This window comes from Streptococcus sp. 17.1 (assembly GCF_016648655.1).
In the GTDB taxonomy this organism is placed as follows: domain Bacteria; phylum Bacillota; class Bacilli; order Lactobacillales; family Streptococcaceae; genus Streptococcus; species Streptococcus salivarius_E.
On the sequence record NZ_JACLQM010000017.1, the window covers coordinates 1 to 19,018 of the forward strand.

Below are 19,018 nucleotides of genomic sequence, written 5' to 3' on the forward strand. Positions count from 1 at the left end.
GAAAACTTTAGGCTTTGCTTTATATACTATAACCATCCTAAAACTTTTCTTTTTCATAATCTCCTAAATCCAGGGCTCAGGTCCTGGATTTTTTTAACTCTTATGACTGCTAAAATTGTGAAATTTACTTTATAAGTCGCTTTTCTATGTAATCGTTTTCTTATTTTTATCTAAATTTCTTATATTTCCTTGAAAGTCTCTAAAATAGCGCTATAATAGGACTTAGGAAATGGAGGAAAAAGTATGAAAGTACATTCTAATTTTACTGGACCTAAGTCCAAAAAACGTCTGATTGCATTCTCATGTGCAACTGCTCTTGCAGGTTTTGCCCTCATCGCAAAGCCTGCCTTCGCTGAGGAAGCTAAAGCTGATAACTCATCAAACCTTGATGTGAACGCTACTACCACTGCAAATGTGGAAACTACCGCAGACCTCGTAGAAACTAAGGTTGTCGAAGCTCCTGCTACTACTGAAAATTTAGGCACCACTCAAAGCACTACAAATGTCTCAGAACAAGCCACAACTTCTGCTGCAAGCTCTGAAGTTGTCAGTGAAACTGCCTCAACAACTGCAAACGAAAGCCAAACTCCTACAGAATCAGTTGCAGGCCAAACACGTGAAGCCGTAACTACAGACCGAGCTGCCAGCGAGACAGCTTCAGTACCTAATGAAACAAATGTCACCGGTGGTCAGTACTATAGAGACGAATACGGCTACTGGCGTTACAAAGATGCTAGCGGTAAAGACCTAACTGGACCACAAACTATTGATGGCGTTAAGGTCTATTTCAATCCAGGCGGTGTTCAGGTTAAAGGGGGATTTGGCTGGGACGGTCACTATTATGACAAAGATTCTGGTGCTCTTGTTACTAATAAATTCGTTGAAGAATATGGTAGAACCTATTACGTTGATGAAAATGGTAATAAGGCAATTGGTTCCAAAGAAATTAATGGAGCATGGAATTATTTTGATAAACACGGGGAACTAATTACAAATAATTTTGCTCCTGATGGCCGTTATTATGACAAATATGGTAAGCAAGTGGATTTCGGAAGAAACCGCTATTTCGAATTAAACGGGGAATGGTACTATGCTGGAAATGATGGTGCTATTTTAAAGGGACCACAAACCATCGATGGCGTTAAGGTCTACTTCCATCAGAATGGTATTCAGGCTAAAGGCTATTTTGTTAAAGATGAGGAAGATAATAAATCTCGATACTACGATAAGGATACTGGTGCTCTTGCCACCAATCAATATGTTATCGCTTACAATCCTTACAAACATCGAATTGAGCGTTATTATGTTAACGACCAAGGAATTCGGTTAACTGGTCCTCAAACAATTGACGGTAAACAAGTCTACTTCGATACCTACGAGGGAAGCCAGGTTTTCGACAATTTTGCTGACGATGGCTACTTTTACGATCAAGACGGTAATCGTGTCAACCTTGGTATCAATCGTTATGTTCAGGTCAAAGGCAACTGGTACTATGTCGGTGAAGATGGAAAAATCTTGAGAGGTGAGCAAACTATTGACGGCGCTCACGTTTATTTTGAATATGGTGGCAAACAGGTTAAAGGAGATTTTGACTATAAAAATCAATTTCACGATAAAGACTCTGGAAATTTAGTTACTAATCGTTTCGTTACCGTTAATGACAAGACCTACTTCATTGGAGCCGATAGCAAAGCTATCAAAGGAGCAACAGTCATTGACAACACTGAATACTTCTTTGACGAGAAAACCGGAGCCCAAGTCAAAGGAAATTTCGCTACTAACGATAAATATTATGATGGAATCACTGGTGCTCTCGTAATCAATAGTTATGTCCAAGTCGACAAAGACTGGTATTATGTAGACAATGACGGTAAACGACTTAAAGGATCTCAAACCATTAACAATGTTCCTGTATACTTTGACCCTTATGATGGTAAACAAGCCAAAGGTGTCTTTGGTAACGATGGCTACTTCTACGACAAAGATTCTGGTGCTAAAGTAGACCTTGGTACCAATCGCTACGTTTACATCAACGATAACTGGTACTATCTTAATGGAGAAGGAAAAATCCTTAAAGGCTCACAAACCATCGACGGGGTACAGGTTCACTTTGATCCATATTATGGCAATCAGATTAAAGGAGAATTTACCGATAGTAGTGGGTATGTGGTTAAAGCAAACTCCTACACTAGCCCAGTTAAATTCTACGATAAAGATTCCGGCGCTCTTGTAAAAAATCAATACTTCAACAATAATGGTAAATGGTACTATGCAGATGCAGAAGGTAATATCCTTAAAGGCTCACAAACCATTGATGGGGTACACGTTTACTTTGACTCTTATGGAGTTCAAGCTAAAGATACTGTTCTTGATGGTTACTACTACGATAAAGATAGTGGCGCAAGGAAAGAACTCCCTCGTGATCAGTTTATTAAGATTGGTGACGATTTATACTACCTTAGCAGTAATGGACGAACTGGGGAAATAAATATTGATGGGAAGGATTACTATATTGCTCAATATGGTAGAGTTCTTCGTGGTTCCTTTAACGTATACCAACAGCCACCTTACTATGATGACGAAACTGGCGAAGCTGTGAAAAAAACTGGTTTTGTTAAATCTTATGGCCGTTGGTACTATTTAGAGGAAAACGGAAAAAAAGCAAAAGGTTTTAAAGAAATCGATGGGAAATTATATTACTTCTCCAACAATCCAATGAACAAATACGAAACAAACGAACAAGTTCGTGGACAATTAGTTAGACCTAAATTTTACATTTCCTTCCCAAATAGAGCAGAAGACAACCCAACTTACTACTTCGAAGCCGAAACTGGAGCTGCGGTAACTAACCAATTCGTCTACGCAGATGGACACTGGTACTACTTCGGTAAGGATGGTAAGGCCCTCCTCTTTGATCAAGTCGTCAATGGTCAACACCTCTACTTTGATTATGAAGGTAAACAAGTGAAGGGTGATTTCGTTACAGACTACAAGGGAACTCGTTATTATGACGAAAACTCTGGTGAGCTTGTAACCAACCAAACACGTACCATCAATGGTGTGACTTATCACTTTGATGAAAATGGACGTGCGAAGCAATTGTAAGGATTTTAGTAAAATAGACTAAGTTTTTCTCACAGATATCTATACTAGAGGAAGTTGATTAATTTCAACTTCCTTTTTAAAATCCACGAAAATTAATTTTGTCCACTTTAAGAAAACTTTAGGAATCGCTTTGTATACTACAACCATCCTAAAACTTTTCTTTTTCATAATCTCCTAATCCAGGACTCAAGTCCTGGATTTTTTTGTTTTTTGATAATTGTTTGAATTACTAAGAACTGGGAAAACCTCACCCAATATTCAGAGAAATATATGTTTTTCTTTTTATCCACTCTCTCCACATTAAAAGAAAACCTTTTTATTTTAATGTTGAAAAGGCTTTCTTATTGCATTATAATATAAATTAAAAGGGGGGATTTGTTATGGAAACAAATAATAAGGTCAAACATCAATCATCTAAAAAGTATCTTATTGCATTCTCATGTGCAACTGCTCTTGCAAGTTTTGCGCTTATTGCAGGAGCTGCTTTTGCGGATGAAGTAACTACTGGTGAAACACACAAGATTGACACAACAACAAGTGTTACAGCCAATGTTGAAACAACAGCAGACTTAGTTGAAACAAAGGGGATTGAAGCAATATCTTCTGCTGAAAGTTCAACAAGTGCTCCAGAGTTAGCAAGTTCGGAAAATACTAGAGGAACAACTTCTGCAACCACTAATGAAAGTCAAGCACCTACTGAAACAGCCACCGTTGAAGCACAAGCCGTTTCAACAAGAGACAGTGACACTAGTAAAACCGCTATGACAACTCCTGTTATCAATGAGGACGTAAACGTTACAGGTGGTCAATATTACAGTGACCAAAACGGTGAATGGCATTACAGAGATGCCAATGGTAATGACCTGACTGGACCACAAACCATCGATGGCGTTCAGGTCTATTTCGATAAAGAAAATGGCATACAAGCTAAAGGCGTTTTTGCTAAGGATCCTAATAATGCTAAAAAACTAAATTTCTATGATAAAGATTCCGGTGCCCTTCTCAAAAATCAATTTATCGTGACCTACAGCAACGATACGAAACAATATGAACGTTACTATCTAGATGACAATGGGAACCCCGTGTACGGTGAGTATCGAATTAATCGTAGATCAGTATACTTTGATGATAAATCCGGTACTCAAATCATTGATCGCTTTGCTCCTAATGGACACTTTTACGATCAGGATGGTGTTTTCGTTAATTTAGGAACCAATCGTTTTGTTGAAATCAAAGGAAAATGGTATTATCTCAATAATAGCGGACAAATCATAAAGGGTAGCCATATCATCAATGGGGCTCAGGTCTATTTCGATGAAAATGGTATTCAAATAAAAGGTGATTTCGATAAGGAAAACCGCTATTATGATGAACACACTGGTAAGCTAGTAACTAATCGATTCGTAACAGTTAAAGACAAAAACTACTTTATTGGCGCAAAAGGTACCCCCGTGAAAGGTGCTACTCTTATTGATGGTAAAGAGTACTATTTCGATAATAAGACCGGTGCTCAAGTGAAAGGTGACTTTGGAGGTAATGGTAAATACTATGATACCTCAACTGGTGCACTCGTGACCAACCGTTATGTCAATGTAGACAAATATTGGTACTATGTGGATGCTGAAGGCAAACCATTAAAAGGTTCACAAACCATAAATAATGTTCCTGTCTACTTTGATTCTTATTATGGCCGACAAGTTAAAGGTGATTTTGGAGACGATGGTTACTACTATGATAAAGACTCTGGTGCGAAAATCTCACTCGAAAAGAATCGTTACCATAATATTAATAACCATTGGTATTATGTCGGTTCAAATGGAAAAATCCTTAAAGGGGACCACGTCATCAATGGTGTTCAGGTGCATTTCGACAGGATATTTGGAATACAAGCTAAAGATGACTTTGTGGATAAAGATGGCATTAATGTTCTCTATGATAGCTTTGTTGTCTTTGGTACCCCAGTTAAGTATTATGACAAGGATACTGGTGAACTTGTTAAGGGGCGTTACTTTACAAGTCGAGGTAAGTGGTTCTATGCAGATAAGCAAGGTAATATTCTAAAAGGTGCTCATACCATTGATGGTGTCTCTGTCTACTTTGACGACCACCTCGGAACACAATTCAAAAACGTGGTTAAAAACGGCCACTACTATGATAAGGATACCGGTGAACAGAAGGAAGTCCCACGGAACCAATTTGTTCGTGCTGATAATGGGCTCTTCTATTATGATAAAGATGGTAAACCACTTTCTGGTTCTCATACCATTAATGGTGTAACCTATTCGTTCTATGAAAATGGACAAGCCCGTCAAGGAACTTTTGGGCCTTCCGGTTCAGGACCTTTCTACGATGAGGTTACTGGAGCAGCAGTCAGAGAAAAAGGATTCCATCAAGTAGGTGGCGATTGGTACTATACTGACGAAAATGGTAATAAACTTCTCGGTCTTCAAGAAATCGATGGGAAACTCTATTATCTCGATAATACAGAGTCTACAAGCTTAGTTACTGGTTATCTCGCAAAAGATAAAGTGCTTAGTCCTGAGCAAAAAGAGTCTACTAGATATCCTCGGACATCTAGTAGTACTATCATCGAACCTAAAATCTACAGTTACTACTACTTCGATGCTGAAACAGGTGCTGCGGTAACTAACCAATTCGTTAATTGGAAGGGCAACTGGTACTACTTCGGTAAGGATGGTAAGGCCCTCCTCTTTGATCAAGTCATCAATGGTCAACACCTCTACTTTGATTATGAAGGTAAGCAAGTGAAGGGCAATTTCGTTACAGACTACAAGGGGACTCGTTACTATGATGAAAACTCTGGTGAGCTCGTAACCAACCAAACACGTACCATCAATAGTGTGACTTATCACTTTGATGAAAATGGACGTGCGAAGCAATTGTAAAATAAGTCCGAAAATTGACTAAAATTATTCTTACTAGTCATACAGATAAAAAAACAAACAAAAAGCCAAAATCAGCATGCTGATTTTGGCTTTTTGTTAGGTAAAGAATTTATTGGTCCTTTTTTAGTCTTTTTAGGTGTTTATAGAGACCGAAGGCACGATCCAGTTGCATGGATTCGATAGGACGTTTGCCCTTAATATAGAGATTTCCATTGGTCGCATTCATCAACCCTGTCTTAGCAATGGCATAACCAGTAATCATTCCATTATAAAGAAATCTTTCCAGTTCCTTGACATCTAAAACTCGACTTGAAGGTTCAAGGGGACCATATTCTGCTTCATAAATATCTACAAGTCTTTTAAACTTATAGGCCGTTTTTATGGGCATATCTCCGATAGTTCCTTTTGAATAATAATGATAAAGATTCTGTGGGCTTAAGTTTGCAGAGGCTACCTCTTGACCGTTGGGCGAGTAAGGTTGTGATTTAATGAATGTATTGAGCTTGCCAATATCGATGTGGTAGTCGCTATCATTTTCCTTAGGAACAGGGAAATCGTCCCTATCAATAATCTCCCTTCGTCTAATGGTAGCCAACAATTCATAAGGCTCAACTCTAAGTCTTTTAGAAAATTTTTCCAAAGTATCAAGCGAAACCGTTCCTCTTTGATTGATCAGGTCATAGTTGGTTTGAGCCATACCAGATGAGACTACAAATGCTGTCATACGTTCTCTGACTTCTCCCTCATCCATATCTTCCGTGATTTCCAGCTTCTTGCGAATGTTGTGCCACAAGTTTTGGGTGACCTGATCAGGATCTCTTGGAAACTCAAAAACCTCATGCTGATTGTCTCGAGCTAAGAGCTTCCCAAGTGTAATGTTTTTTTCAGTCACCTTGGCCAGACCGTTAGTAATAGTTACAATCTTTGGGATATTTCCCTTAGGCTTGTTCATAAAGAGCATCCGAAGGCTTCCTGCCGGAATCCCCGTGGCCTCTGAGAGCTCTCTGTAACTCTTTTTGTCTTTCCAAAATTCCCCCATTCGAGCTTTTTCTGCATTTTCCCAGAAAAGCTCCTTAAGGGGTTTGGGGGCATTCGGCTCATCCGAAAATAGTCGTTTTGACATCATTGTCTCCCTCTAAAATTGCTGTTTTAAAATTAGTCCAAATCTATTATCTCATATTTTTAATAAAAATCAAATCATTTCCTAATCAATAATCATTACAATCAGCTAGTCGTTTAGAGTTTTTCTTGGGTTAATTGAGCACAAAAACTCCCCTCGTACTTAAACGAAGGGAGTTGTTTGCCTAATAATTCCAGTTTACCAAGAGATAGATAAGGCTTGAGCCAAACATATCTGCTAAGGCATGAACGAGGAAAAATGGAAGCAAGTTTTTAACCTTATATTTATAAAGGTAATACCACTGTTATTGATTAGAATAAGCAAACCTCTTGAAAATAAAGGGTTTGCGACTGCTAGTTTATATTCTAATTTTAATTTGCTTACCTTTTTGCTTACTTTTAGATAGATTTTAGTGCTTGCTCATAAAATGACGTCGCTTTTTTAGCGTTCTCTTTTGATAAGTGACTGTATGTGTCCATAGTCATTGAAAGAGTGGAATGGCCTAGACGATGCTGCAGCTCTTTATAAGGAATACCCGAATTAAGGAGCAAACTGGCATGAGTATGTCGGAAACCGTGGAAACCTATATTATTTACCCCTGCTTTTTTAAAATGCGTCCTAAGTCGGCCCGATGCTGCTTTAGAACTTGGATAAGATTTGATGAAATCAGAGAATACCACTGTTTCAGTCCTACCTAGTTTCCAAGCCTCTTGAGTTTGCTTGCGTTGGTATCTTTTAAGCATGGTTGCGGTTTGCTGATCTATGTCGATATCTCGGTAACCAGATTTTGATTTTGGACTGTTTAACTCCATTTCACAGTTTAAAGTCTTTGTTATATGCACAACCGAGTTATCAAGGTCAATATCAGACCATGAAAGAGCTAGAGCTTCATTGATGCGGCAACCCGTAGCAAGTAAGAACTTATATAGCGTGATATCATAATAAGTATTATATTTAGTGTTATCCAAGCTATCAAGATAGGTAAGAAATTGTTTTAGCTCGTCATTATTGAAATGCTTAACTTTGGCTTTCTTATCCTTTTGAGTGTTTCTAGGCAAAACAACATTATCGGCTGGGTTAGCAGGGATAACTTGTAAAATCACTCCATACTGTAATATACGTTTGTTAAGAGTGTGAATTTTGTCGTAATGAAGATAAGCGCCAACTTCACCAGTATTTGTATTGTTTGCCAGCTTATTCATAATAGACTGAATTAAAGGCGTGGTTAGTTTATCCAATTTAAAACCACCAAACAACGGTAAAACATGGTTGTTTAAGAGCACTTTTTGTGTCTTCCTTGTGTTAGCTTTAACTGTATTCTTGTAGCTATCCCACCATGAAGCGGCTAACGCCTCGTATGTTTCTATTGCTGCTTCTTTATAGCGTGTTGATCCATTAGCTTTAAAATCAAATTGCGCTTGTTGGGCTTTGGTCTTGAGTTCTTTCTTTGTCCTGCCAGTGACTTTAGTTGTTACTTTCTTGCCAGTGACTGCATCAACGCCAAGATATACATTAGCACGATAGACGGTTGAGCCGTCTTTTTTCTTTATCTCGTTAATCTTCATAATGATAAACCTTTCTAAACATTAGCAGGCAAGCCGTAATAAAGTTTTTAGAGTGGTTTATATATTTAAGAGATAGTGTTATATCAGTCATTACAATTTCGTTTGTTCGCAAAACGAACAATCAAGCAATGAGCGAACAAAGAATAAAGCTCGAATGAAGCTAGAGAAAGCAAACTAGATTAGTTATTCTTGTTAACCTCGTTTACCTTTGCTAATGCTTGAATTAAATCGGTAGTCAGTCGATTAAGTTGTTCGCTAGAAAGTTTAACAAGGCTTTCGGTAGAAATTTTACTTAATTCTGACAGTTTCTCATTGACACTAGCTATTTGAGCCTCAAGATCTCCAAATTGCTCCTTTATATATTTTTGCCTTTCCTCTTTGGGCAATTTCATGAGTTCTGCATCGCTTAAAGCAGGCTTACGGGGAGTGATTTTTACTGGTTTAACATCTTCTGGATTAAGATGCATTCTATCCCAAGCTAACGCTAGATAATGTTGAGTTAGTTCTGGGTGTTTTTTTATATCTTCTTTTTCAGATTTACTTAGGTGTTGATCTAAGTCTTTTGCTAAATCATCTAAAGCGCCTAAAGGATTATCACTATAACCTAGCAAATACGGAACATCTACACCGAAATAATCGGCTAGTTTTTCAGCTCTATCGGGTTTTATTTGATATTTCCCAGTTTCCCAACTTGAAATATTCATTTTAGAGAACGTTTTCTCATCTTTTCCTAGAGTTTTATTCAATTCATCAACTAATTGTTGTTGAGATAAGTTATTTTTAAGTCTCAATTTTTTTAAATTATTCATAGTTTACCCCAAATACTATTATAACCGAGAAATAAAAATTGTAAAGATTTTAATTACAAACCCTTGACAAATAAAGAAATTATTTATAACATACATAGTGTAAAGCTTTTCTTTACAGTTAGGAGGTGAAAAAATGAAAATTAGTGACAATCAAGCTAGGGCTGTAAGAAGAAAGCAAGCTGACTTACAATTAACATCCCAAGAAACTAGCAAAAACATTGGTATTAACCCTATTACTCTTAAAAAAGTAAAAAATGGGGGTGAAGTTAAAGCGTCAACCTATAAAAAAGTCATGGAATGGCTAGCAGAAGATTATTAAGAGCAACAAAAAAGGCTTAGCAGTCGCCAAACTCACAAGCCTTTTACCACTACTACTAAAAGAAATTACAGCAGGCAAGCCGTAATAAGGTTTTTAGTATCTGTATTTGATACCTCAATTATATCATAGATTGCTGGTATCGTGTACCCCTACTTAGAGGCCACCTCTTAAAAATGGATAAAGCGAACTTCCAAATTCTGCGACGTCGCAGAATTTAGGTCTACTTAGAGGCCATCTCTTAAAAATGGATAAGCATCACAGAAAACAAACAAGCTAGATAACCAGCAAAAAAATGAATTGAGGTAATAACATGACAAAGAAAAAAGAAAATACATTAACGGTTAAACAGTCTAACAATCTAGGTCTTAAATTACATGGCGTCATGTCTGGTTTGCAAGCACTACGCCACCACGATAACACTCTTATGATTGCAAAGCACGCAGGGGCAGATAATGGGCTACTACGTCTTGAAACAGATAAATTTCTTGAAACAGTCTTTGATATGTTAGAAATTTATTCTAACGAGCTAGATAGAATTGCTTTTTATCTGCTCGAGTGTGACAACCCAGAGGAGTTGCGAGCATACGAGGCAGAGGAAAGAGGAGAGTAAGCAATGGCCACAGAATTAAATTTATCTGCTACCCAGTTTATTATCCTATTCATCGTTTTAACGCTAGCTCTTGCTGCTTTATGGCTCAAGAAAAGCTATTTTCAGCTTGATATAGAGCCTAAAACTGATACCGTGACAGATAACACTACGCACAAAGAAAGTACACACTACGGGGCTTATATTCAAGCTCAAGGCAATTATTTCAACTAAGGAGAATAACTATGAAATTCAAAATTTTCAGCGACAATGCTAAATCATTCACTTTCAAACATGACTTTGAAACTATGGATCATGCTAAAGTAACAAATACCGCTATCCTCGGTTATATGGTCGGAACTTACGAGCAAGCGGCTGTAAAGACCACAATCAGCAAAAAGGAGACTAACAACGCCTATACACTGCTTATTGAGTACGTGGAAGATGAAGACCTTACAAAAGTGTTTAACCGTATTTGTAAGAGCTTTGAGAGTTATTCAAAGGGTAATGCTGAGGAAGCCTAAACGTGTATCAATACAGAAAGAAAGGGGCAATTTATTGACAAAATTGAGACTAAATAACTATGAACTAGCGGTTTTAACAACTCTAAAGAAAGGCCGTCCTAATGCTACGACTGGTGGAGAAATTGCCACTATTACCAATATCTCCCCTAGAGAGGTGTACCAAGCCATTCATAACCTATCAACTAAACATAACGTTCCTATCGTTGGTGAAAGGAGTGGCATGCGTAGAGGTTATTTCATTGCTGAGACTAAAGAGGAACTATTAAACGGTCTTAAACCTCTTGAAAGTCAAGTCAGACGAGAATTAAAACGGCTTACCTCTTTAGTAGCTATTGAAGACTTGAACGAATATGAAACATTGCTAGAAAGGGGATAATATGCACGTTTTAAGCGATGAATATCAGTACGAACTAGCTCAAGGCGTTGTCAGTATCGTAGAAAACGCCATTAAAGCCCGTTCTAAGTATGATAACAAACAGTTAGGGCTAATGACTGCCCAGCAAGCTATGGATGAACTAGGTCTTAAATACAACACTCTAAGACGTTGGGAGGAAGCAGGACTTAAACGCTACCAACCACCCGTAGAGGATAGCCGCAAAGTGTATTATCGTATCAGTGACATTTTAGCATTTTTGGGGGTAGAAAATAATGGGAAACCGTAGAATGATAAGTAAAACCGTCACCCAAACACAGCGTTTCTTACGCTTGCCCTTGGAAGCTCAAGCCCTTTATTTTCACCTTATACAAAATTGTGATGATGACGGGGTGGTGGAAGCATACCCTATTATCAGAATGATAGGAGCTAGCGAGGATAATTTGGGGCTTCTAGTTGTAAAAAGGTTTGTGAAGCCTCTTAACGAAGAAATGGTTTATTTTGTTGTTGACTTTTACGAACAAAACACCGTTAGAAAAGACAGATACACTCCTAGCATTTATAAAGACCTGCTAGAGCAAAACGCTGAAAACCTTATAACAGATAGCGATGACACGACTGGTAAACCACTGGTAAACCAAACGGAAACCGCTGGTAAACCCAATATAAGTAAAGATAATATAAGTAAAGGTAAGGTAAGTAAGGGTAGTAGTAAGGAAACTCAAGAAGAAAAAACCACCACTACCACCGCCCCTATTTTTAGCCAAGAGTTTATCAATCTCTATAATAGCTTTGAACAAGAAAGCGGGCGACCTTTATCAGCAATCCAACAACAAGAGCTAGGCTATATGCTAGATGAGTTTAACGCTGACTTGATCTATGAGGCACTAAAAGAAGCCGTCAACCAAGGCAAGGTAAACTTTGCATATATCAAGGCCATTCTTACACGTTGGAAGCAAGATAACTTACTAACCGTTGAATTAGTTCGCAACTCGAAAGCTAACCGCAACAAAAAGACTGAGGAAGACACGCTGACAAGTAACTTTCCACCACTGCCATTTTAGAAAGAGGTATCTATGACTAAAGAAACAGAAACGGCTATTGAAAAGCCTAATTATCAAGAAATATCTAAAAGAGTGATAACACTGGATGAAGTTTGTCCAGTCCACAACGTCCATTATCAGCAGCTTAATAAAGCGGTTTTAATTGCAGGCGAGAATAAACCTCGACTTCCAAAGCCTTATTGTCCCGTTTGTGTCAAAGAGGGCATTTCTCAAAAGGAACTGTCAGAGATTGAGAAAAGCCAAAACCAAGGCTTATATCTCAAAACCTATAACATTCTGGAGAGCAAAAGCACTGTTCCAAAGGAGCTGAAGACAGCAACCTTTGATAACTTTATTGCTGAAACCCCAGAGGAAAAGGAACTCTTAGCCTTTGCTAAGGGGCAAGCCCAAAAGTACCTTGACGGCATGGCAGGAAATACGCTTATAACGGGCAGTACTGGGGTAGGAAAGAGCCACCTATCTTATGCTATGGCCAAAGCGATTAACGAGGGCTATCGGGCTAAGAATGAGCCTAAGAGTGTCTTGTTTATCAGCCTTACGGAAATCATCAAGGAGATAAAAAACGGTTGGAATTATGGCCGCCATGCTAGCTTAACAGAGCATGAGGCGTTAAACCTTATGACAAGCGTTGATTATCTGATACTGGATGACCTAGGCGCAAAGAACGCTGAGATTAAGCCCAAAGGAGACTGGGAGCAAGATTTTCTGTTTGATATTCTCAATAATAGAGATACTACGATCATCAACACTAATCTAAGCGGTGATGAGCTTAGAAAGGTTTATAATGAGCGTAACACAAGCCGTATTTTAAAAGGGCTTGACGGTAACACTTTCAAGGTCTTTGGCATCAAAGATAAACGCTATAATATTAGCGCCTTGAAACAGAAACGATAGAAAGAGAGGTGCTTAAATGACCTTTACTTTCTCGAAAGAGCTCGCTGACTACTATCAAGCAGACACTGCCGCTACTGCCATTCATGGCTTTATATCGGGCTTGTATGAGCAACCAATAATTAGTATCACGTTAAAAAACAGTACCCCAAGATCTAAAAAGTATATGCTAAGCGTTGAATATGAGGCAGAACAAAGCCTTGACAACGCTTTTGAGCGTATATGTAATGGCGTTAAAGATTTTAATAAGGCCAGAGCATTAAGCGCTGAGCTTGATAAACGGCAAACTATAAACAATGCTAAAAGTCTGCTTAATGTTTATAGACGTATGGAAAGGATAGCAGGCAGCCCCTACGTTCCTAACACGAATAGAACAAGTAATAACGCCTTAAACACCGACATTTCAGTTCTTGAAAATACTCGACAAAACAGAAAATTCATCGCTGAGCTAGAACGGGACTGCATGAGAGAGGCAATCGAAAAAATTCAACCCCAGAAACTAAAGACAATCTTAGTTAAAAAATACTGCATACCAATCAAGAAAAGTAACATAGAACTCTATTACGACTTAGGACGTTCTGAAAGTGCCTTTTATCGTGATCTTGACGATGCACTACTGGAGTTCGCAGCAATCTATAAAAACGGAAAACTATTAGCTTTGTTATAACGGCGCTAAACCTTGATAATAAAGCATTTACTAATAATGGAAAGAGGTAAAACATGGAAAATAATGACAAAGATTATATTTATTTTTATAGTAACGGTGTTATGGTTAGACAACAACTCCCAAAATATGGTAGTATATTAGTGACTGTAGTCGATGGTCAAGTTATTAGCGCTGATACAACCACAAAAATTAAATATAGTCGCTGACTAGAAAACTAGAGGCACACTGAAAGACAAGTATCTTTTGGGGTGTCTCTAGTTTTTTTGTCTAATTATCTAAATGAAAAGAGGATTTTTTAAAAAATGACTTTAACTGAAATTAAAACACAAATTGACAACTTTGGTAAACGTAAGCAGGAACAAATTGAAGAATACAGTAACAAGCAGAAAGAGCTAGCTGAAAAGGTCAAGAATAACGAAATGTATCAGACCGAGGCTAACTTACGCTTGGAAGATATCGCAAAAGCTGCTAAGAATTATTCTGATACAGAGTACAATAGTATCATTTCTAAGATTGAGGCTATCGAGCAGAAAGAGCTTGATGCTATCAAAGCAGGTTATGAAACTGTAACCGCTGATAACCTCGCAGAATTGACTTTGTTAGGACAAACAAAAGTCACAGAAAAAGAACTACTAAGCTACCTCGAAAAATACAAACGCAATCCGTTAGCTATCAAGAAATTGCATGAAATTGCCTTTAATAACGGTATCTCATTGCCTGAATATGTCTTGAAAGAAGATAGACTAAGCAACTTGCTACAACTATTCAAACAGTACGCTAAAAGCTATCATGATACATCTATCAATGATGCTTACGGGGCAGCTAGTGACCTATCCTTTACCTTGATACTTTCTACGGATGAAATGACCAAGGCACTGGAAGAATACTCAAAACACTTTGACACGGCTCTAGGACTTTGACAAGTCTAACAACCGCAACCAACAAATAAAGAGCGCTTAGTTTTATCTAGGCGCTTTTGACTAGGATAAACTGGAGGATAGATCATGGAACTAATGGCAATCAACGAAAAGCAGACGATTAAGAATGTTAAAAAGAAGCTACGTGAATACCCACGTTGGCGAGAGGTTGCGCGTGATAGTGCTGAGCAACGTATAACGGCAAATTATACCTTTGAGCCACGTTCTAAGAGTTATAACCGCAGCAACATTGTTGAAACACTGGCAGTAAGACGAATAGATGCCATGAATGAGCTGGAAGCTATCGAGGAAGCACACAGAAACATCATCGATGAACGTTATAGAGTTATTATCTATCGCCGCTTCTTACAATCCACACCAGCACCAAACTGGGTTATTGCTCAAGAATTGGGCTATGCAAAGACAAAATTTCAAGAGCTGGTTAACGAAGCTTGTCTAGCTTTTGCTGAAAATTATCGTAATGGCGAACTGGTTACTTTTGCTTGAATAGTTGGGTTGCTCATATATAAGGCGAGGTGTCAAAGTGATAGAAATTGAATTAAAAGCGTTTATAGACGTTCTCAAAGCTAGCAACCTAACCAAGGCAAAGATAGCACACGGCAAAGCTAGGGTATGGCTAGACTTGGATAAGTTGACCATGCTTTACAACGGTCAAGAAACGCCCCTAAAACGGCAGTCATTAAACTATGGAGGCTATCGCTATTATTTATATTGCCCTAACTGTGGAGAGGCTAGAAATAGCTTATATTGGCATCGTGAGGCCTTGTCATGTCGTAAGTGTCTAGGATTGCATAATAGAACAGTAAACCGAAGCAAGACCGACTGTGTCTATTACTGGGAGCAGGCAGTTAAGGAAGCTCAAAAGATAGTGCCTGAATACGAGGCAAAGGACTACTTAACACCCGATTTTCCCGATAAACCCAAAAGGATGCACTGGAAAACCTATTACAAGCATAGAGCTAAGTATTATCAATATTGGCGAAAAGGTGAGGACTTATGGTTAAATGGAGCAAGTCGCTTGTTAAAATCTTGATATTTCGTAACGTTTCGAAATTTACCAACGTCGAGGAATTGGGGAACACTCTTAATGTGACAACGTTGTCATGTTTGATAAAGTTCTTAAATTAGACCCCGTGGTCGAATTTGGAAAAGGTTATTAAATTTGTGTACGTCCTCAATTTTTCTAGTTACTCTTTGTCATAGATTGTAAAACGTTCTTATACCCCTCTAAAACGCCCGTACATCAATTTTAAGTAATCTCTAGTATATTTACCTTGAAATAGATATAAGGTGGTTTAAAAGACGAATTAGAGGGGTATTTAACTATCTGCTACTTTATCCGATTATTCTCGAAATAAAAATATCTTTTTTTATGTTTTTTCAACCTTTTACGAATAGAATATAAAAGGAGGTTGTTTTAGAAAAAACTTTTTCTTCCGTTTTGTCCAACCGTTGGACAAACTTGTAAGCGAGGTAACAAAATGATAACTTATGATGAATTTAAAGAGGCTATGGACAAGGGTTTTATTAAAGGTGATACTATCCAGATTGTTCGAAAGAATGGTAAGATCCATGACTACGTTTTAGACGGTGAAAGAGTTGAGCCACACGAAACATTGAGTTTAGAAAAGGTATCGGATATAATAAAAGAACTAGGCGGAGACAACTAAAAAAGCACCTTGCTGGTGCTAGTTCCTTGCCTGCTAAACTCGTAAATTGATTGATGCCTTAAATCGTTCGACGTTGAACGATTAGGGGCGACTTCTCTTGATTACTAAACTTAATAAATTGATTGATACCCTAACGGGTATTTTTTTGCTTTCCTTTTTGCTTACCTCGGAAGTTAGCAAAGGGCAACTTGTGGAGTATAAATTACTAGATTAGCTCACAAAACGGCTTTTCTATCACTCTAATAAACCCTATGAAAAAGGGATGGATATTCATAAAGGTAATAATAGAGGAGACCAAAGACAACCCCGATAACCAGAGCCCATAGCATGCCCTGATAGGTATGGAAAGACACACGAACAATGGTTGAAAAGAGCAAGACCAACCACTTATACTTGTCCTTAACCGAGGTCAAGAGTCCTAGGAAGAAAAATTCCTCGTAGAAACCGTTGAGCAACCCATAAGCAATCGCCATAGGTGACAAAGCCATAAACTTATCAATCACAGCCATAGGGCTAATAAAGGCTAGAACTTGAGGACTAAAATAATTATATTGTCCTGACAAAGTACTTACCATATCAGCAAATAAACCCATGATAGCGAAAATAAAGGGTACCCAAAAGAGAACAGACCACTTTAGACGGATTGGCAGTTGTTTAAAGTCAAAATGACGTATCCAGAGATAAATAATCGCTAAGGCTAGGAGAATAATCTGCAAGGTAAAATTGCTTGAGTAAGCTGCTCCTTCACTGGCTGTATTCGTTGCTGTCTCACTGACTGCCGTGGAAAGGCTTGGAGTCAAACTCGCCAAATACATTTGTGTCGAACGCACAATAAACTGACCAAACATAATCAGCGTAACAATAGCGATATCAAACCATCTCAGTTCCTTGAGCGACTGCTCAGGATGAATTTTCTTAAGTAAAGACATGGGCCTTCCCTTCCTTCTAGTATCTTCATCGAAGACTGGTTAATTCTTTAAGGTTATTATAAGTCATAAACCTTAAAGTAACACTAAAATTTGCAGTAAGATTAGTATTTCATTTAAGGAAAGAAAAAGCAAGGGAAAGCATGTTTCCTTTGCTTCAAACGCCTTATTAATCATTCTTTTTGACTACGCTAACTAAGACAAGGAGTTGGAAAATGGCTAGAGCAAATAAGACCATAAAGCCATTTCGACTACCTTGAGCCGTTGCTTGTGCAAAGTCAACCTTGTGATTAGCTTGACTCATAGCAACAATTAGAGATGCTAGGGTTGTTCCCACTGCTCCTGCAAATTGTTGGAGCGTGTTAAAGATGGCATTGGCATCAGCACGTTGATCTAGCGACAGTTGTTTCTGCCCATTGGTCATGACATTACCAAAGGAAACGCCAAGCCCCGTCATGAAAATCATGTAAAAAACGAGGATAAACGTATTGGAAAGAGAGAGACCAAACAAGCTAAATAACAACTGAGCGAGTACGATAAGGATTGCTCCAATCAGAATCGGTTTACGAGCTCCCATCTTATCTAAAATGATACCTGAGAATGGAGCGAATCCTGCACCGATAATAGCACCTGGAAGCAACATTAAAGCTGCAGAAGTTGTATTCGAGTGGTTAACCAATTGCACATAGTTTGGTAGGAGGAAACTCATCGCAAGGGATCCCAATTGGAAAGAGAAGAAAGCGATGATATGACCTGTCAGTTTATGATTTTTCAAAATAGAGAGGTTGATAATAGGCTTGTCCAATGTTGTTGAACGCCAAATCAAAAGGACAAGACCTAAGATACCAATCAAAAGCCATCCAAGAACTGAGAAACTAACGAAAGCATGATCAGCAACCCCATGAATGCCTAAAATCAAGCCCAAGAAAAGAAAGATGGTAGCTAGTAGACTGAGGAAATCTAAAGATTCACGTTGCACCTCACTCTTTTGCTCAATCGAGCGAAGCCCTGCAATCAGTGAAGCCAAGAGAATAGGAAACTGGACGAGGAAGATAGAACGCCAACCAAAGTGTGCTGTCAAGAGACCACCAACAGTTGGTCCAATGGCTGGAGCAACGGCTGTAATCAGTGTCCCAACTCCCATCATGAGACCAATCTTACGACTTGGTACCTGCTCCAAAATGATGTTAAACATGAGAGGTAGAGCAAAACCAACACCCATCCCTTGAACCAATCGTCCCAAAACAACAAAGCCGAAACTAGGCGCTATAAAGTCGATGAGGACACCTAAAATAGACAAAAGGTTTGCGACCAGAAAGATGGTTTTCATCTTAAACGAGCGCTTGAGATAGGCAGATAAGGGAACCACACAAGCGACCACTAGGAGATAAATGGTTGTAACCCACTGGACGGTTGACGTATTGACTGAGAATGCCTTCATCAATACGGGAAAGGTGATGTTCATAGCTGTTTCACCAGCTACTCCACAAAATGAAAGGATTCCTGTCGCAAAGATGGCACACAGGACCTTGGTGGAGATTTTTTTGTCTGACAT

20 protein-coding genes and 2 pseudogenes are annotated in these 19,018 nt (G+C 38.4%); 16 read left to right on the top strand and 6 right to left on the bottom strand.

Annotated elements, in window-relative coordinates; all coding sequences use genetic code 11:
- The first annotated feature begins 243 nt into the window (after positions 1-243).
- The gene (locus H7T99_RS08845) at positions 244-3,105 is read left to right on the top strand and encodes a glucosyl transferase (RefSeq protein WP_037602298.1); all 2,862 of its coding nucleotides are present in this window, start codon (positions 244-246) and stop codon (positions 3,103-3,105) included.
- Between the two features lie 380 nt (positions 3,106-3,485).
- Positions 3,486-6,011: a glucosyl transferase gene (locus H7T99_RS08850; protein ID WP_037602299.1), complete on the top strand. Its 2,526-nt coding sequence runs from the start codon at positions 3,486-3,488 to the stop codon at positions 6,009-6,011.
- A gap of 109 nt (positions 6,012-6,120) precedes the next feature.
- Here H7T99_RS08850 and H7T99_RS08855 read toward each other — a convergent pair whose 3' ends face one another.
- The 4 genes and pseudogenes from H7T99_RS08855 to H7T99_RS08870 all read right to left on the bottom strand — a co-directional run bounded on the left by H7T99_RS08855 (position 6,121) and on the right by H7T99_RS08870 (position 9,505).
- Complete coding sequence (locus H7T99_RS08855; RefSeq protein WP_037602302.1) at positions 6,121-7,134, bottom strand: hypothetical protein; 1,014 nt, start codon at positions 7,132-7,134, stop codon at positions 6,121-6,123.
- A 181-nt stretch (positions 7,135-7,315) separates the two neighbouring features.
- Positions 7,316-7,432 (bottom strand): annotated as a pseudogene (locus H7T99_RS08860) (CPBP family intramembrane glutamate endopeptidase); the annotation flags it as partial.
- A gap of 97 nt (positions 7,433-7,529) precedes the next feature.
- Entirely contained in the window at positions 7,530-8,696 is a 1,167-nt protein-coding gene (locus tag H7T99_RS08865) for a tyrosine-type recombinase/integrase (protein WP_037602304.1), read from the bottom strand.
- 179 nt (positions 8,697-8,875) lie between these two features.
- Positions 8,876-9,505 carry a helix-turn-helix transcriptional regulator gene (locus H7T99_RS08870; RefSeq protein ID WP_051677053.1) on the bottom strand — a complete coding sequence of 210 codons (630 nt, stop codon included), beginning with the start codon at positions 9,503-9,505 and terminating at the stop codon, positions 8,876-8,878.
- Between the two features lie 133 nt (positions 9,506-9,638).
- Here H7T99_RS08870 and H7T99_RS08875 point away from each other — a divergent pair, with 133 nt between their 5' ends.
- From H7T99_RS08875 to H7T99_RS08940, 14 genes are all read left to right on the top strand, one after another.
- Entirely contained in the window at positions 9,639-9,824 is a 186-nt protein-coding gene (locus H7T99_RS08875; protein ID WP_037602306.1) for a hypothetical protein, read from the top strand.
- A gap of 310 nt (positions 9,825-10,134) precedes the next feature.
- Positions 10,135-10,434 (top strand): hypothetical protein, encoded by a 300-nt coding sequence (locus H7T99_RS08880; protein WP_037602308.1) that lies wholly within the window; start codon positions 10,135-10,137, stop codon positions 10,432-10,434.
- A gap of 3 nt (positions 10,435-10,437) precedes the next feature.
- Positions 10,438-10,644, top strand: a complete 207-nt coding sequence (locus H7T99_RS08885) for a hypothetical protein (RefSeq protein WP_037602310.1) — start codon at positions 10,438-10,440, stop codon at positions 10,642-10,644.
- 11 nt (positions 10,645-10,655) lie between these two features.
- Positions 10,656-10,934, top strand: coding sequence for a hypothetical protein (locus H7T99_RS08890; RefSeq protein WP_037602313.1), 279 nt, complete (start codon positions 10,656-10,658; stop codon positions 10,932-10,934).
- A 34-nt stretch (positions 10,935-10,968) separates the two neighbouring features.
- Positions 10,969-11,310: an HTH domain-containing protein gene (locus H7T99_RS08895; RefSeq protein ID WP_230578918.1), complete on the top strand. Its 342-nt coding sequence runs from the start codon at positions 10,969-10,971 to the stop codon at positions 11,308-11,310.
- Position 11,311: 1 nt separating this feature from the next.
- A complete protein-coding gene (locus tag H7T99_RS08900; RefSeq protein WP_037602315.1) occupies positions 11,312-11,596 on the top strand; it encodes a MerR family transcriptional regulator in 285 nt (94 codons plus the stop codon).
- Positions 11,583-12,371, top strand: a complete 789-nt coding sequence (locus tag H7T99_RS08905; protein ID WP_051677055.1) for a DnaD domain-containing protein — start codon at positions 11,583-11,585, stop codon at positions 12,369-12,371. Before H7T99_RS08900 ends, H7T99_RS08905 begins: the two co-directional genes overlap by 14 nt.
- A 12-nt stretch (positions 12,372-12,383) precedes the next feature.
- Positions 12,384-13,265, top strand: coding sequence for an ATP-binding protein (locus H7T99_RS08910; protein WP_051677057.1), 882 nt, complete (start codon positions 12,384-12,386; stop codon positions 13,263-13,265).
- Positions 13,266-13,281: 16 nt separating this feature from the next.
- On the top strand, positions 13,282-13,929 hold the full coding sequence (locus tag H7T99_RS08915; RefSeq protein WP_037602317.1) for an ArpU family phage packaging/lysis transcriptional regulator: 648 nt from the start codon (positions 13,282-13,284) through the stop codon (positions 13,927-13,929).
- 53 nt (positions 13,930-13,982) lie between these two features.
- On the top strand, positions 13,983-14,135 hold the full coding sequence (locus H7T99_RS08920; RefSeq protein WP_155267065.1) for a hypothetical protein: 153 nt from the start codon (positions 13,983-13,985) through the stop codon (positions 14,133-14,135).
- Between the two features lie 96 nt (positions 14,136-14,231).
- Entirely contained in the window at positions 14,232-14,849 is a 618-nt protein-coding gene (locus H7T99_RS08925) for a hypothetical protein (RefSeq protein WP_051677059.1), read from the top strand.
- 84 nt (positions 14,850-14,933) lie between these two features.
- Complete coding sequence (locus H7T99_RS08930) at positions 14,934-15,353, top strand: ArpU family phage packaging/lysis transcriptional regulator (protein WP_037602319.1); 420 nt, start codon at positions 14,934-14,936, stop codon at positions 15,351-15,353.
- 37 nt (positions 15,354-15,390) lie between these two features.
- A complete protein-coding gene (locus H7T99_RS08935) occupies positions 15,391-15,900 on the top strand; it encodes a hypothetical protein (protein WP_230578919.1) in 510 nt (169 codons plus the stop codon).
- Between the two features lie 448 nt (positions 15,901-16,348).
- Positions 16,349-16,537: a hypothetical protein gene (locus tag H7T99_RS08940; RefSeq protein ID WP_037602323.1), complete on the top strand. Its 189-nt coding sequence runs from the start codon at positions 16,349-16,351 to the stop codon at positions 16,535-16,537.
- A gap of 266 nt (positions 16,538-16,803) precedes the next feature.
- On the opposite strand, the pseudogene H7T99_RS08945 reads toward H7T99_RS08940, so the two are convergent.
- Together H7T99_RS08945 and H7T99_RS08950 are read right to left on the bottom strand one after the other, a co-directional pair.
- A pseudogene (locus H7T99_RS08945) lies at positions 16,804-17,466 on the bottom strand (type II CAAX prenyl endopeptidase Rce1 family protein); the annotation flags it as partial.
- 166 nt (positions 17,467-17,632) lie between these two features.
- Complete coding sequence (locus tag H7T99_RS08950) at positions 17,633-19,018, bottom strand: MFS transporter (RefSeq protein WP_037602325.1); 1,386 nt, start codon at positions 19,016-19,018, stop codon at positions 17,633-17,635.